11 protein-coding genes and 1 tRNA gene are annotated in these 14,905 nt (G+C 54.7%); 8 read left to right on the forward strand and 4 right to left on the reverse strand.

Annotated elements, in window-relative coordinates:
* Positions 1-88: 88 nt before the first annotated feature.
* A complete protein-coding gene (locus ACR0B0_RS08125; RefSeq protein WP_480647235.1) occupies positions 89-1,357 on the forward strand; it encodes an arylsulfotransferase family protein in 1,269 nt (422 codons plus the stop codon).
* A gap of 629 nt (positions 1,358-1,986) precedes the next feature.
* On the opposite strand, the gene ACR0B0_RS08130 is transcribed toward ACR0B0_RS08125, so the two are convergent.
* Positions 1,987-4,083 carry a tetratricopeptide repeat-containing sulfotransferase family protein gene (locus ACR0B0_RS08130; protein WP_480647237.1) on the reverse strand — a complete coding sequence of 699 codons (2,097 nt, stop codon included), beginning with the start codon at positions 4,081-4,083 and terminating at the stop codon, positions 1,987-1,989.
* Between the two features lie 310 nt (positions 4,084-4,393).
* Between ACR0B0_RS08130 and ACR0B0_RS08135 the strand changes: the two genes are divergently transcribed.
* A complete protein-coding gene (locus ACR0B0_RS08135) occupies positions 4,394-7,201 on the forward strand; it encodes an autotransporter outer membrane beta-barrel domain-containing protein (RefSeq protein WP_480647239.1) in 2,808 nt (935 codons plus the stop codon).
* Positions 7,202-7,309: 108 nt separating this feature from the next.
* On the opposite strand, the gene ACR0B0_RS08140 is transcribed toward ACR0B0_RS08135, so the two are convergent.
* On the reverse strand, positions 7,310-7,600 hold the full coding sequence (locus ACR0B0_RS08140; RefSeq protein WP_170412438.1) for a hypothetical protein: 291 nt from the start codon (positions 7,598-7,600) through the stop codon (positions 7,310-7,312).
* Between the two features lie 236 nt (positions 7,601-7,836).
* Positions 7,837-8,178, reverse strand: a complete 342-nt coding sequence (locus ACR0B0_RS08145; protein WP_480647242.1) for a substrate-binding domain-containing protein — start codon at positions 8,176-8,178, stop codon at positions 7,837-7,839.
* On the opposite strand from ACR0B0_RS08145, the gene ACR0B0_RS08150 reads away from it, so the two are divergent.
* The gene (locus tag ACR0B0_RS08150) at positions 8,080-8,460 is read left to right on the forward strand and encodes a hypothetical protein (RefSeq protein ID WP_480647497.1); all 381 of its coding nucleotides are present in this window, start codon (positions 8,080-8,082) and stop codon (positions 8,458-8,460) included. The genes ACR0B0_RS08145 and ACR0B0_RS08150 overlap by 99 nt on opposite strands.
* 110 nt (positions 8,461-8,570) lie before the next feature.
* Positions 8,571-9,365, forward strand: a complete 795-nt coding sequence (locus ACR0B0_RS08155; protein WP_480647244.1) for a TlpA family protein disulfide reductase — start codon at positions 8,571-8,573, stop codon at positions 9,363-9,365.
* A 111-nt stretch (positions 9,366-9,476) separates the two neighbouring features.
* On the opposite strand, the gene ACR0B0_RS08160 is transcribed toward ACR0B0_RS08155, so the two are convergent.
* Positions 9,477-9,561: transfer RNA gene (locus tag ACR0B0_RS08160), tRNA-Leu, on the reverse strand.
* A gap of 671 nt (positions 9,562-10,232) precedes the next feature.
* On the opposite strand from ACR0B0_RS08160, the gene ACR0B0_RS08165 reads away from it, so the two are divergent.
* The 4 genes from ACR0B0_RS08165 to ACR0B0_RS08180 are packed head-to-tail and all read left to right on the forward strand — an operon-like array spanning position 10,233 to position 14,902.
* Positions 10,233-10,718: a hypothetical protein gene (locus ACR0B0_RS08165; RefSeq protein ID WP_226689470.1), complete on the forward strand. Its 486-nt coding sequence runs from the start codon at positions 10,233-10,235 to the stop codon at positions 10,716-10,718.
* Between the two features lie 2 nt (positions 10,719-10,720).
* Complete coding sequence (locus ACR0B0_RS08170; RefSeq protein WP_170349884.1) at positions 10,721-12,730, forward strand: dynamin family protein; 2,010 nt, start codon at positions 10,721-10,723, stop codon at positions 12,728-12,730.
* An 8-nt stretch (positions 12,731-12,738) separates the two neighbouring features.
* Complete coding sequence (locus tag ACR0B0_RS08175) at positions 12,739-14,478, forward strand: dynamin family protein (protein ID WP_170349885.1); 1,740 nt, start codon at positions 12,739-12,741, stop codon at positions 14,476-14,478.
* A gap of 22 nt (positions 14,479-14,500) precedes the next feature.
* Entirely contained in the window at positions 14,501-14,902 is a 402-nt protein-coding gene (locus ACR0B0_RS08180; RefSeq protein WP_480647246.1) for an NUDIX hydrolase, read from the forward strand.
* Positions 14,903-14,905: the final 3 nt, after the last annotated feature.

A 14,905-nucleotide genomic window follows, 5' to 3' on the forward strand; every position in this document is an offset into this window, starting at 1 on the left:
ATGGGCAGTGTGAGTTGATTAAAGCTTGATCACCAACAGACAAAATTCCAACTTTGTCACACAGATTGTAGCTTAGGATTTTGAAATTATGTCTGATCGCCTGCTTGCATTGCTGTCGCTGGCTTGCCTGTTGGCAATCACTTTCTTGGCAGGGCTTGCATCAGCTTACCTGTATCTTGCCCCTTACAGGATCGCCGTTCAGACTTGGGGGGAGATCAAAGCCTTTATGAAGGAACCTGACCGGCTGATGCCGGTGCGATATGATTTTGAAGGGGTTCGCATTCACGACGCCGACGCCATTGCACCCGGCACAACGCTTATCACATCGTATTTTCCTGAATTCGACTGGCATGCAGGCCTCCGGCTGATAGATGAATCCGGCGCGGTCCTGCATTCCTGGGCGCCTGATCCGGGTGAGATCTTCGGCGGGCGGCATAATTATCCCTATATTCACGGCTCGCATCTTTTTCCCAATGGCGACATTTTGTTCAACTTCGAATTCATCGGGATCGCGCGTATGTCGGCCTGTGGCGACGTGTTGTGGGCGCTGTCAGAGCCTCGGGCGCATCACTCCATCTCAGCGAATGATGACGGTTCTTTCTGGGTGTCCGGCAATCAGGAACTGCGCTCTCGTGACGGGCGGGATGAGGCGCTTTTCGATATCGTGTCCTTCCCCGTCTACGAAGACGTATTCATGAAAGTCAGCCCCGATGGCGAGATCCTGAAATCCATCAGCTCGATCGAAGTGTTTGAGAAAAATGGCCTGAGCGACGTGTACCTGAGGACAGGCAGGAATTATCATGGCGATATCTTTCACCTCAACGACATAGAAGAACTGTCACCGGATATGGCCGCTGAATATCCGTTGTTCGATGCGGGTGACATCGTTGTTTCCCTGCGGGATCTACATATGGTCATGGTGCTGGACCCGGATACGCTAAAGGTGAAATGGCGCACCTATTCAGACACTCTGTTTCAGCACGACCCGGATTTCATCGGTGACGGATGGATCGGCATCTTCGACAACAACTACGACCGAACCGAGGGTGGAGGCCTGCAGGGAGGATCCCGCGTCGTCGCAGTGCAACCCCATACGCAAGAACGCGCCATTCTCTTTCCCAAACGGCCCGACCAACCGTTCTACACCAAGTGGTCCGGGAAATGGCAAAAGCTGCCCAATGGCAATCTTCTGCTAACCGAATCCCGCGCCGGACGAGCGCTGGAAGTGACCAGTACGGGCGATCCCGTCTGGGAATGGGTCATGGACCGATATGATGCAAGTCAGGTGCCCGAGGTGATGGAGGCGACAAGATATCCAATAACTGCCGAGGAAGTCGCTGCTTGGAATTGCCCATAACCTCAGAGGGTGTTTCAAACATTCTGTTGCAAGTGTTGATCGTCATGCTTGGAAATTTAACGAGTTGATATCCGCGAACCTGTAACTATTCGGTGGTTAGAGACCGCGTCTGCTGCACACTCGAAGGGACGGTAACTTCTGACGTTGGTGAGCGATAGCACTGATGGACCAGGAGCTAGGAATTGCCAGTAGGTTTCAAACCATTCCCCTCACCTTCCGCCTTTTTCGTGACACCGGCATACTCACCGGCACCAACTTGGGCGGTCGTGGTATGGACGAGGTTCGGTGGCTTGCTCCTGTTTTCCCGGACGACACGCTCTGCGCTCGTGTTACGGTCGAAGCGCTTACGCCGTCTCGTTCCTAACCCGACCGGGGAACGGTACGGTTTCGCTATCGGACATTTAATCAGGATGATGTCGAAGTGCTGAACTTGGTCATGCATCACGTGATGGCGCGGCGGGAATAAATCGGTTCATCTATGCATTGCGAGAGTTAGGTTCTGAGCCTTTAGCAAATCGCGAAACGCACATTCGGGCGTTCTAAACCAGCTGACATTGGTGATTTTGGATCGAAAACAGCGCCCTACTTCACACCGGCAACCTTCAATTTTAGGTTTCAGCGAAAATCTTTCAGAAAGAAATCCTTGCTTCTCCGATAGTTTCAATAAGCGGGGTTAGATGAGATTTGTAGTTTAGCCATTTTTCCTTTGAGGACTTGTACAGCGGCTGGCGCACTTGCTGAACGCTGGCGGTACGAACTCGCCGCGCATCTTTGTGAAATTCAAGGCAGCGATCATCCCATTCAAGACCACAAAAGGCGATCAGGCGACGCGCTTCAAACTCAATGTTCTCGACCAGGTTTTCATAGTGAACGGTGTGAAAACTGCCCGACGGAAGGATATCATTCCAGTGTTGCATGACGCGAACATAGGCGTTGAAGTACCGGCCCAGCTCGACCTGGTCATAGCTGTGATACTGGCTGCGCTGAAAAACCCGTGTGAAACAGGACAGGCACGTATCCATTGGATTGCGCGCGACATGCACGATCCGTGCGTTGGGCATGATCGCGTGTATCAGACCAACCATCAGAAAATTCGCAGGCATCTTATCGACGATAAACGGTTTACCAGGCGCGTGCGCGTCAAGCTGCTGGATATATTGTTGGGCGCGTTTCGAAATCTCGTGATCCGGCAGAGCGGCGATCAGACTACCCGTCTTCTTGTTTCCACCACGCAGCTGATCGGTAAACAGCTTGTGCATATAGCTCAACTCTCCGGCCCCAAAAACGTAGGGGTGGCTGGCGAGGATCGACTCGGTCAGCGTGGTTCCAGATCGGGGCATACCAACAACAAAGATCGGCTGGCTGCTATCTACAGAATTTTGGCGGAGCTTTTGGACCAGCTCTGGCGTAAACATCGAAATCAGATCGTCGGCGGTTTCCTCGATCTCGTCCGCGTCAAAATCGATAATGCTGCGCTTTAGTGCGGCCCCTTTTGCAAAATGCTCAAAAGCGCTGTCGTAGCGCTTGAGGTCCTCATAGCATTTCCCCAAAGCGTAGTGATACGAAACCGATTGTTCGGGCGGCAACTTGTCGACCCCGGGCAACGCGGCCACAAGAGCCTGAAAATCAGGGTTGTCTTCGGCAACCTTGTCCAACCTGACCAACGCGATCTGCGCATTCAGACGCGCCTTGTCCCTTTCAGCCGCCTTATTGAACCAACTGCGGGCGGCGTCAAAGTTGCCGCGCTCCATCTCCAGATGCCCCAATGCGATCATCGTGGCCGAAAAATCTGGTTTTAGTTCAAGGGTCTTTTCGTAATTGGCAAAACCGGCCTCAAGGTCGCCAAGGTGCGATTTGCAGACGGCTATATAGTGATACGCAGGTGCGTGGCTGGGGTCTAAGCGCTGCGCTTTTTCAGCCTCGACAAGGGCAAGTTCATGCAGGTTTTTCTCGGTCAGAACCTGTGCAAGCCCGACATAGGATTCGGGCTTCTTCTCATCCAGCGAAATTGCATTCCGAAAACAGCGTTCGGCTTCGTCCCATTCGCACTGCAAAACGTGTAACCGTCCCCGATTGCGATGCAACTCTGCGGAAACATGTCCCTTGCCAAGGTAATCATCTGCCAGCTCTGTGGCCTCTTCCGACTGTTCAGCTTCGATCAATACGGAAATGAGGTTGTTGACACTCTCCAGATAGCCCGGGCGCAGGTCCAGCACCCGGCGGTAGAATGAAATTGCCCCTTCTCTGTCCTCGTTGTCGCGCGCGATCGATCCCATATTGTTCAACGCCGCAATCAGATCGGGGTTTAGGGCCAACGCTCTTTTCTGACAGGCTTCGGCTTCGGACAGTTCACCCATATCATAATAGGCCAACCCAAGGTTTGAATGCGCATTTGCAACCCCCGGAGCAAGCTGAACCGCACGTTTACCGACCTTGAGTGCTTCTTCAGGTTTTCCGTTCGTGCGCAATACCTCGGTAAAATTTGACAGGAACCCGGCATTGTCTGGCTGCAATCGGATCGCTTCGCGCATGGCATTTTCGGCAGGTCCGGTCTGACCGGTTTGAAACGCAATTACGCCAAGCAGTTGATGCGCAGGGGCATATTCGGGCGCAGCCTTGAGGACTTGGTTCAGAACCTTGACAGCTTTGTTCAATTGCCCTGTTTCAAATGCCTGAACACCTTGGTTATAGGCTTCTCCGATAGACAAAGTCTGGTTTTTTGGCATTCAAGTAGCTCCGGGCTGGCGCATGATAGCAACCTGATACCAAGCGCCGTCAAATTGCCACATTGTGTTGCAGTTTTCCTACGAATTTCCAACAGCAATAGATCATCTTATGCAATGCAAAATTGGTGGATTGCATATATGTTAACGACTTTTTAACAGTTCATAAGCGGAGCCGATCGCGAATACGCGGCAAGCTTCGACAAAAAAAGACAAAAAAAATCTAACGGGATAGTAAATGTCTAAAAATGGGTCGGGGGTGAACGCCCCCAAGCTCCGTGGGGGGCGTCTTTTCAAGTGGAAAGGCCAAATTGTGAGTGCGGCTCCTGCTGCGTTGCTGGCACAGGTATCGATGGTTGCACTGACTACCGGGGACGTACATGCGGATACGATCTCGAATGTGGTGACGACGCCTCAGGTTTTCGCAACCGATGCGGATCACGAAGTGACAGCAAGCGGCGCGATTGAGATTACATCTTCGACGGCCGCCGCCCTGACGATCACTACGGATTACTCAAGCACGTTTACCAATAACGGGTCGATTTCGGTCACTGCCACCGACACGGATACGGCGACGGGCCTGCGCCTGGATGGCGGCCTGCTTGAGGGCGGCGAACTGGTGAACAACGGCTCCATATCGCTGGATATTACGGGCTCTGACCCTCAGGATATTTATGCAATCCAGGTCAATGGTGATGTCGCCGGTTCGATCGTGAACAACGGCACCATAGAGGTCGATGTGCAATCGACTGATGGGGACATCGAAGCTTGGGGTATCTATGTCGACGGAGACCTTACAGAGACCGGCGAAATCTTGAACACCGGCACGATAAGGGTCGATGGGCTTATCAACACCTCCGCGGGAAGCACCGCATCTATCTACGGTATCGCCGTTGATGGCGACGTTGGCGGCTCCATCCGAAACACGGGCACAATCGATGTACGCGCCAGATCCTTCGCCGACGATTACGCCTATGCCTGGGGCATCTATGTCGAGGATGACCTGCTAGAGACCGGTGAGATTGTGAACTCGGGCACCATAAAATCGGTTGCCATCACCACCGTTGACAGTACTGCATCTGCATTCGGGATTTTCGTTGATGGCGATGCGTCCGGTGTGATCTTGAACACGGGCACTCTGGACATTTTCGCATCTGCTCCAACGACCTATGAAGCGATCGCCTATGGCATTGCTGTCGATAGCGATCTGTCCGGCCGAATTGAAAACAGCGGTACGATCAAAGTAACTGCCTTGGCGGTTGAATCCGACGCTTCGGCATATGGTATCTTCGTCGATGACGATATGCTGGAAGGCGCAACCATCATCAACAGCGGCACGATCACTGCATTCGCAAGTGCCGATACCGATGATGAGGCCTATGCAGGCGGCTTTTACCTCGAAGATCTGGTTGAAGGCACCGTAATCAACTCGGGTACGATCACCGGGACCGCGCTTTCTCTAAATACCGGTGACGAGGCGACAGCTTCGGGCATGTATATTGGCGATGACGTTTCGGGAACGGTCACCAACTCGGGGACCATGACCTTGCGCGCCGAGGCTGCCGAAGACTCGGCAACTGCCGCAGGCTTTTATCTGACAGACAATCTGAGCGGCACCATCACAAACTCGGGCAATATCACGGCCACCGCCATCTCGCGGGATACCGAGGCCGAAGCCTACGGCGTATACGTCGACGAAATCGCAACCGGAGACATCTCGAACTCGGGCAATATCACGGTCACCGCCCAGGGTGGGATGGATGGCGGTGGACTATCGCCGGACCAATCAACGGCAATCGGTATCTACGCCAACGACATGCAGGGATCGTTCTCGAACACCGGACAGATCACTGTTCATGGGACCGGTTCTGCCGGGACACGTGCTGCCGGTATCCAATTCGACAACTTTGACGGCACGATCGACGGCCTGGGAACCATCCGGGTTTCCGGCAATGACGAAGTTTATGCCGTTTATCTCGGGACGGGTTCGGGCACGCTTAACGCTGACACCAATGATGATGTCGACGGCGTCATACGGGTTGACGCGCACAACGTAAATCTCGACGCGCAGGGCGGCAGCGCTGTGTTCAACTTTGAAGACGCCACGCCCGGAGCGGGTGTTTTCACGACCACCGTGTCCGAAGAGGGCTCTGTCTGGTTCGTGCAGGATGAGGGCGGAGCAGCACCGATATATGCTGCTGTAGATGCTGATGATTTTGCGGTTTCAGGCGACGTCGTCGCCTTTTACGGCAGCGTCGTAGGCAGCAGTGGCAACGCGCTGAACTATGCACCGTCAGAGCAAGTTGCGCAGGGGTTCACCTTTGCGGGCTTCAGGCCATTTGCGATGATCGATGCACAGTATCGAGAGTTCGACCCTGAAACCGGCAGCGATCTGGACGTATCGCTTTTCAGCGGCAGCGCCGGGATTACCGGTCAAATGGACAACGGCATTGCGTTGGCTGTTGGCATGGGCGTGTTCTCGGCGGACGGAGATAACGAGTCCGCGGACTTTGACACGACCGGCTTTTTTCTTGACGCCGCCGTGGGTCGACAGATTGGTGCCTATACGCTTGAAGCTGGGTTTGGCTATGGCTGGCTCTCGACAGACCGCACCCGTCAAATCAATGGCAGCGATGATGCTCATGCCGATTATGACAGCAGGCTGTTGACAGCGCATATCGCGGTCGAACGCGGGTTCGACGTCAGTGGTGATTTCGGGCTGCTCGGATTTGCGAACGCGCGCTATACCAACCAAAAGGACGATGGCTACACCGAAACACGCTCAAGCGCCAACGCCACGGTCGGAGATGTCACCACCGAAGTCATCGAAGCCCAACTGGGTGTAGAGGCTGAAAAGCAGTTCGGTAATGGCGGTATCCTAAGCGGGCAGCTCAGCGGTGTTCTGCGGCGCGATCTGGGAACAACAGATGCTGATGTGACCGTATTCTCATCGACTCAGTCGCTGATCTTTGCATCTACCGACTTCACCGGCGCTCGTGTCGCGGTTGGCTACGAGCAAGATATTGTTGAGGACATTCAGCTTGAACTGAATGCCGAACAGGAAATCGGCAGCGACGCCCAGGGCCCCTTCCTTCGGGCGGGACTTCGCTGGTCGTTCTAAATAAAAGATCTCCGCGGCACCCGGGACGGTGCCGCGGAATTCCAAATGGTCGAACTCACGCATTGCGGATAGAGCATCATTCGCTACAACTGCTTCGACACAAGTCACTTAGTCTTCTGCATCCCATCTCAATTCTTTGGCAGGAACTACTGCGCTTCCCATGATCTTTACGAATGCAGCCTCAATGTCCTTTTTATGCTGGTCACGAAAACCCAAGTTCGAATCCGGACCAATATCTTCTGCCAACATCACCCATTCAGAAAATTCACTTGCAGCTACGTTCCCATATTCAGGAATGAAATGCGTTACATGCATCGGTTTCCCATCAACGACACCTCCACAATAGCCATAGCGGACGCAGACGAAATCCATCAGTTCATCAAAACGATTTTGGGGCATTTAGCATTCGACACGCTAAAGCTGTCGTGTGGCGCTAGATGAGCGCAGATTAATTAGTGTAGCTTGTCAAAATCGCAGAGAACCGCTGAACTTAAAGGGCCGTTTTCCCAGGCTGTGTTGCAAAGTACGGGCTCGAACCGAACATTCGCTGCGCCGATCATATATGACCGCTCCCCTGCTCGCACAATATCAGCGAGGGCAGCGATGAATACCTACAGCAAATTCTGGGAATAGGTTCAATGGTCAGGAACTGGCCCTGATGTTCCCCGTGCAACCAAGGTCGCGGAATGCTCAAAATGACGGACTGGCAGTTCGGGTTTTCGCATTCGGTCCAGAAGGATTTCAGCCAATCGCGTGCCTAGTTTCTTTGGGTTGATTGCCATGGTTGAAAGGCCCGGCGTCGAAACGGCCGTGTCTTCGATATCGTCGAACCCCTGTCGAACCTCGACGCGCTGTTGCGGATGGAAATGCGTGCCTAGTTGAAGGGGATTTTGGCCGAAAGCGAAACCGCTGCCACTTACGTGACTCACGATAAGGTCGAGGCCATGTCCATGGCTAACCGGATCAGTGTCATGCATCAGGGCAAAATTGTTCAGGCAGCCTCACCCACCGAGGTGTACTGGGATCCAGCGGCCGAGTTTGTGGCCAGTTTCATCGGCAATCCGCCAATGAATTTCCTTCCGGCTGAGTCTTCGGGCTCTGGTCGCTGGACAGTTGCAGGGCAATGCCTTGAGGGCCCAGCCAGCGGCAAAAACCTGAATTGGGCCATTCGCCCGGAAGATTTGCGCGTTTCGGATCAGGTCCTTGGCACGGGCCAAGATTGTGGAGCCATTGGGCCCGCATATACTGGTGACGTGTGACGTGGAAGGGCACCAGTTCCGCGCGGTACTGGACAGTGAGCTTAGCGTGAAGCCCGGCGGCGTTCTCACCCTGGCGCCGCAAGAAGGCCAGGGACGCTGGTTTAGCTATTATGTTCTGGATGTCAGGCTACGATCCGATCTGGATCGGTTCATTCTTTGCGACGTTCACCATGCCGTTCTTCCTGATGGTGCTGGCCGGAGCGTTGGGCATTTCCCAAACCTCGAAGAACCTGCCGGTGATCCAACTTATCAACCTGTCTGCCGTAGCTTGGGTAGTCTACCAAATTTCCTCGCGCGGCGGTTTCACGACCCCAAGTGAATACGTTGCCGTAGGACTGGCCTTGTTTGGCGCGATCACCATGCAATTGTACATCCACATCTTCTCGAACTATGGCCGCAAGCCGAACGTTGCCATTGTGAAAGGCCAAGCGTTATCTGAATTGCCGCTGCAACGGCTGGACGAAACACACACGACCTCCGCGTCCTTTACAGGCGAACAAACACTGCTGGTGTTTTTTCGCGCCAACTGGTGCCCTTTCTGCATGAACCAGCTCAAAGAGGTGAAGGCAAAGGCGGGTGTGAAGGTAAAGTTCATCCCTAACCAAGGCATCAAGAATTCCGAGAAACTGGCAAAGAATCTGATGTTACCGGCCCATTTCGAGATCCTTCAGGACAACGGATTGGCTGCCGCCAAGACCCTGGGTATCGAAGATTTGGGTAGAGCACCGTCTGAGATGCCCGGTTACCCTAGCGATACTGTCAAAGCGACTGTCATCGCACTGGATGAAGATGGCACAGTGATCTTCGGCGATGAGACGGACAACTATCGCATTCGCCCTCATCCCGACGCGTTCCTGCACGTCTTCGAACTGCGCGGCAGCATTCAGGCCTTCTCGGCGGCATAAGTGTCGCAACGAACAAAGCAACGCGCGCCTGCGCGGTGCTGCTGCCCAACCAGACATTAGGTTTGGACAGTTTCTTCAGGACAGTGGTGATACGCAAACAATCAGAAAAAGTGGTGCGGGTGGAGGGACTTGAACCCCCACGCCTTGCGGCGCCAGAACCTAAATCTGGTGCGTCTACCAATTTCGCCACACCCGCACGACCGGCCTTGAGCGCCGGATTGACGTGCTCAATAACAAAGGCTGCGACCGAGTGCGAGAGGGAAATTGGCTTTTGGCAAAGATTATTGCCCCCTTATTGGCGACAATCTTGGCGAGGCTGATCGTCATGCCCGGCGCGCAGAATCCACGCCTCTGAGGGTGCGTGAGCAGACTGAATCGGGCCAATAGTCCCAATTTATTGAATGTTTGGAACTTAGATCCCTGGCGAAAATCAGTACGACAGCATTTGATCCCTCAATTGGTCGTCCTACCAATAGTTGACGATTCATGCACATTAAAGATGGCCGAAAAATTACACTCGCTTACGTTGAGTTATCTGATTGAAAGACGGGCGCACCTAACACGGTTGCTTCGATCATCGCACCGGGAGGGTCGGAAAACCGGCTCGTAGATAAAATCTCTCTTCTAATTTATATTGTTATAAAACAATATATTACCGGCAACTCCCTCAAGATAGTTCATCCTACAATCAACGCCTTGCTCAGCTCTGGCGCCTTGATCCTTCAGTGTCGAAATTCCTCCCACTCGGCCATGAGTTGAGCGGTTGTAGGGGCTGTGACCATATTTGCGCCACAATTCAAACGCCAAAAAATCTTATTCGTGTCAAAATAACACCGCCTTGCCAACAATTATGGAGAGCGGGAATTAATGAGTCTTTTTGCCTTCGGGCAAGTACGAGTTTCTTTTTTGCTCAACTCGAACACGAGGATCTTAACCGTGACCAATATGATGAACGCTGCTTCTGCCGAGCAAGACGCCATTGGTCTTGCCCGTGAAAGTTTTCTTGGTGAACTGAAATCCTTGAACCGGAATCATCCGAACACAGGCTTCGGCGTGTCATTGCGTACGCATTCGGGGGGTCACTACCTGTTGGCCAACTCGCGCATGCCGTTGCCCCGAACGAAATCAAAAAGTTTTCCGACCGGGCGTCGCCTGGCTCTGCTGGAAAACAGTGAACAGTTCAGCGAGATCGAAGTGCTTGCCGATTCTCAAGCTTATGAAACGATCTCACCCGGTGACGAGGCCGATATTCTGGGCACCGCGCTGAATCTGATTGCTCGTATCGACATCATGACCAGCTCTCATGACGGTCAGGACCACAATCCCATCGCTGCCACTGGAACCGGAGGCTGACCATGGCCCGAAACGACCATCTTCTGTCCGTAGGAAATGAGGCGCTGACGCCGATGACTTCGGCCATGACTGCCCTGTCTACGCAGATCGACCAATTGACAGAGGTGGCAGATGCGCGATCCTCGGCGCGGCTTGCAACGCTAAAGACGAAGATGGAGAATTTTACGGCCAGTGTGACACTGGTTGGGCAGGTCAAGGCTGGCAAATCCTCGATCGTGAACATTCTGGCCGGGCGCCCAGCCCTACTGCCGTCGGATGTGAACCCGTGGACCTCGGTCGTAACCACGCTGAACATCAACACCCGCACGGAAGGCGACAAAAAAGCCAAGTTCACCTTCTTCGAACAAGAAGAGTGGGACAACCTGATGGTCGGCGGTGGCCGATTGGGAGAACTGGCCAATCGCGCCGGGGCCGATGATGAGATGGAAGATATTCGCCGCCAGATCGGCGAGATGAAGGCCAAATCCGAATCCCGCCTGGGCCAGCATTTTGACCTGATCCTGGGACAAAGCCACCAGTATGACTATTTCGACGACGAACTGATCCAGCGCTATGTCTGTCTGGGCGATGACGAAGACCCGGATATCAACCCCAAGACCGGGCGTTTTGCCGACGTCACCAAATCTGCGGAACTGTTCATGGACATTCCGCAATATCCGATTTCGCTGAAACTCTGCGATACACCCGGCGTGAACGATACGTTTATGGTGCGCGAACAGATCACGCTGCGCAGCCTGCGCGGGTCCGAGGTTTGCGTTGTTGTTCTGGCCGCCAGCCAGGCGCTGACCACCATGGATATGGCGCTGATGCGGATCATCGCACAGTTTGAAAACCGCCAGATCATCCTGTTTGTGAACCGCATCGACGAATTGTCAGATCCGGTCAATCAAGTGCCGGAAATCCGCGACCGCATTCAGGACACGCTGAAACAGAATAATATCGACACGAGCACAAGCGTTGTGTTCGGCAGTGCCCTTTGGGCCGAAGCCGCCCTGACCGGCAATCCCGACATTCTGACAGAAGAGTCGCGGCAAGCTCTGAATACCTTCTATTTGGCAGCAGGGTTTGGTGATCAGGCCCCGTCGCTGGATAAAATCTGGGCATTGTCGGGTCTTCCCGATCTGCTACTGGCGATGAATGAACGGATCGCTGACGGAGCGGGTACTCGCCTGTTGGATCGCGTCCGGCATCGCGCCCGCAATATCGCCAGCCAAATTCGGGCGACGGCTGTGGCCAAGAACCTGTCCGACGGCCAAGGGGTCGTGCGGGATCTGGATGGTGTGTCCCCCGAAGAGGCAATCGCCAAGGTTGCTGAGGAATACGATAAGAAGGCTGCGGAACTGACGACCGCCTTGCGCGACAAAGTGCTGGAACGTCTGAAATCGGCCGAGGCGAACTTTGTCAAACGCGCAACGGACTCTTTGATTTCGCATCTCGAACAGAATGGCGAGGAAGGCACCTGGCAATATGACCCGGCGGGTCTGCGCACATTGCAGAAAGCGGCCTATTTCAGCTTTGCCCGCGCGATGCGCAAAGAGGCAGGCGCGCTTTACAGTACCGCCGCGGCGGATGTCGAAGCGCTGTATCAGAAGCTTTTGGGCAACCATCTGGGTGAATTCAGCATCGAAGCCCCAATCGTCCCTCGCGTACCTCCGCCACTGGGCATCGGGCGCACCATTGCGCTGGACCTGCAAAGCACATGGTGGCGCCGCTGGTGGCAACGCCGCAAAGGGTTCGAAGCATACGCTGCCGATTATACGCGCCTGATCGCATCCGAGGCGAACTCGATCACCAAGGACCTTGAGGAAAATCAGATCGCTGCGGTTCTGGAAAATGTCCGGGCCGGGTTGTCTGACTTCCTGCGCGAGCAGGCCGAGACCCTGTTGAACATCTCGGCCTCAGCCGAGCAAGACCCAAGCCAGGCCGCGCTTATGGCCGGTATAGCACCCAAGAAATCGCGCGACGATATCCTGGGTGACATCCTGAAAGATCTTAGTAACGAGGCAGCATAAGTAGCGATATGGCAAAAGACACACAAACCCGCTTCGTCTCTCCTAAGGCATGGGAACGCATCGAGCAGTGGTCCCGACGCAAACCGATCTTTGCGCTGATGGGAGAGTTCAGTGCAGGAAAATCGACGCTGATGAACTTTTTGCTGCGCTCGCACGCGCTGCCAACGCAGGTCACGGCCACGCAACTGCCCCCCGTCTGGTTCAGTTGGGGAAAAGGTTCGGCCTATGTGCAGCGCCACGATGGTAGCCGCGAGAACATTACGCTGGACCAGCTTGATACCGTAGGAGTCAACGACGTTCAGTTCGTTCGCATTTTCCTTGAATCCGACATTCTGGAAGCGGTGGACCTGATCGACACCCCCGGCATTTCCGACCCGAAAATTTCCAGCGATGTCTGGCGTCGCGCGGTCGGGCAAGCCAATGGCGTTCTGTGGTGTACTCATGCAACCCAAGCCTGGCGCGAGACCGAGCGGGCGACATGGGTGTCTTTGCCCGAACGGTTGCAGCATAACTCGCTGCTGTTGGTGACCCGCGCAGATGTGTTGGGCCAGAAAGATCGCCAAAAAGTGCTGCGCCGCGTGAACCGCGAAGCCGGTCATCTGTTTAACAGATCAATCCTGTTCTCGGCTCGTGACGCGATCACGGCGCGGGACAAAAGCGGTGACGCCGAACTGTGGGCCCGCAGCGGTGGCGGCAAGATGGTCGACAGCTTCCTCGAAATCACCGAACAGATCATGGACAACCGCGCTGATATGCTGGCGCGTTACCAGATCGACAACAGCCTGTCAGGCGACCTTCGTGTTCAGCCAATTCGCCCCAAGCGAAAGGAAGAACAGGCCGACGAACCGGCGCCGTTGAAACTGGTCGACCCCGTATCCGAATCCGAGGCGGGTGGCGCAGACGAAGTGGTCACCAACTTCCCAATTCGTCCAACGCGTGTCGAGCGCCGCGCCGAGGATACCGACCGGGAAGAACGCATCGATGCGGCCGAGGCCGAGCGCCTACGCGCCGAAATGGTGGCGGAAAAGCAGGATGCTGAACCCGTCCAGGACGCCCAAGAGGACGAGCTGCGCGCCTTTTTCCGCGACACACCGGATACCGGCCTGAACCTGTCCGAACACGTGCGGGGTTTCGACGAGGAAGACTCGTTCGATCTGCTGGATGATGACGAATTGGACGAAGATGACGATATCAACCTGTTGTCTGACCCCGAAGTGGACAGCCCTGCCGAAGAACTGGCCGCTTCGGACCCGATCCTTCCCTCGCCAGAAAGCGAGTTGGCAGACACGTCCGAGCAGAGTGAGAGCGCCGAACAAGCACCGGAAGACCGTCGCGCCGATGTCTCGGTGTCATCAATTACGGCTTTGCTGGCGGAACAGGCGAAAGGCGCAGATGATGAGTATGAGCCCGAGCCCGAATCCAGTGGTCTTGTGGACATGCAAGTTGTGCCGCTGTCCAACGGTGCTGCCCCTGACGAGGCAACCCCGGCCGCAAAAAACGGCGAAAAACTGGAAGACTTGCTGAACGTACCGGCAGGAAAACCGCTGAGCGCGGCATCCATGTGGCGCGACATCACTGCGGATGAGGATTTGCCGGACGACGCTGAAGGCATGAAAAATGTGTTCGACGCGTTCCTCAAGGAATTCGACCAGATCGCAGCCGAACATTACGCACGTCAGGCCAAGGATTCGATGCATACGGTTCCGAACGCTTCAAAAAACGGCGGGGCGGAATTCCATGTGTTGTGACCCGAAGCGCAGGTAGCAAGCGATGACAATAGAAGCCGCATTGAACACCGCGATGGACACCATACCCGACTGCATTGCAGCCGGGTATGTCGATATGGAAACGGGGATGTTGCTGGCGACCAACACCTTGGACACAGACAGCGCGGACGTTCTGGACACTTTGGCCATTGCCGTGGCTAACCTGTTTCAGGGTGGCGGCGTCAAAGCCTTTGAGGAATTGTTGCGCTCGGCCACAGCAGAAGAGTCGGATAGTCCGGGATTTGGGGAAATCGCGGTGTTTTCGAACGATCGGCTGCACATCTTTCTGCGGACCCGGGAATATCCCGATCACGTGGTCTGCTACATCTGTCACAACAGCGCCAATGTCGGGTTGGCGTTGACTAAATCGCATCTCAGCCTGGGGCCGGTAGCGGCTGCAGTTTAGACC

This window comes from Ruegeria sp. BA12 (assembly GCF_056539625.1).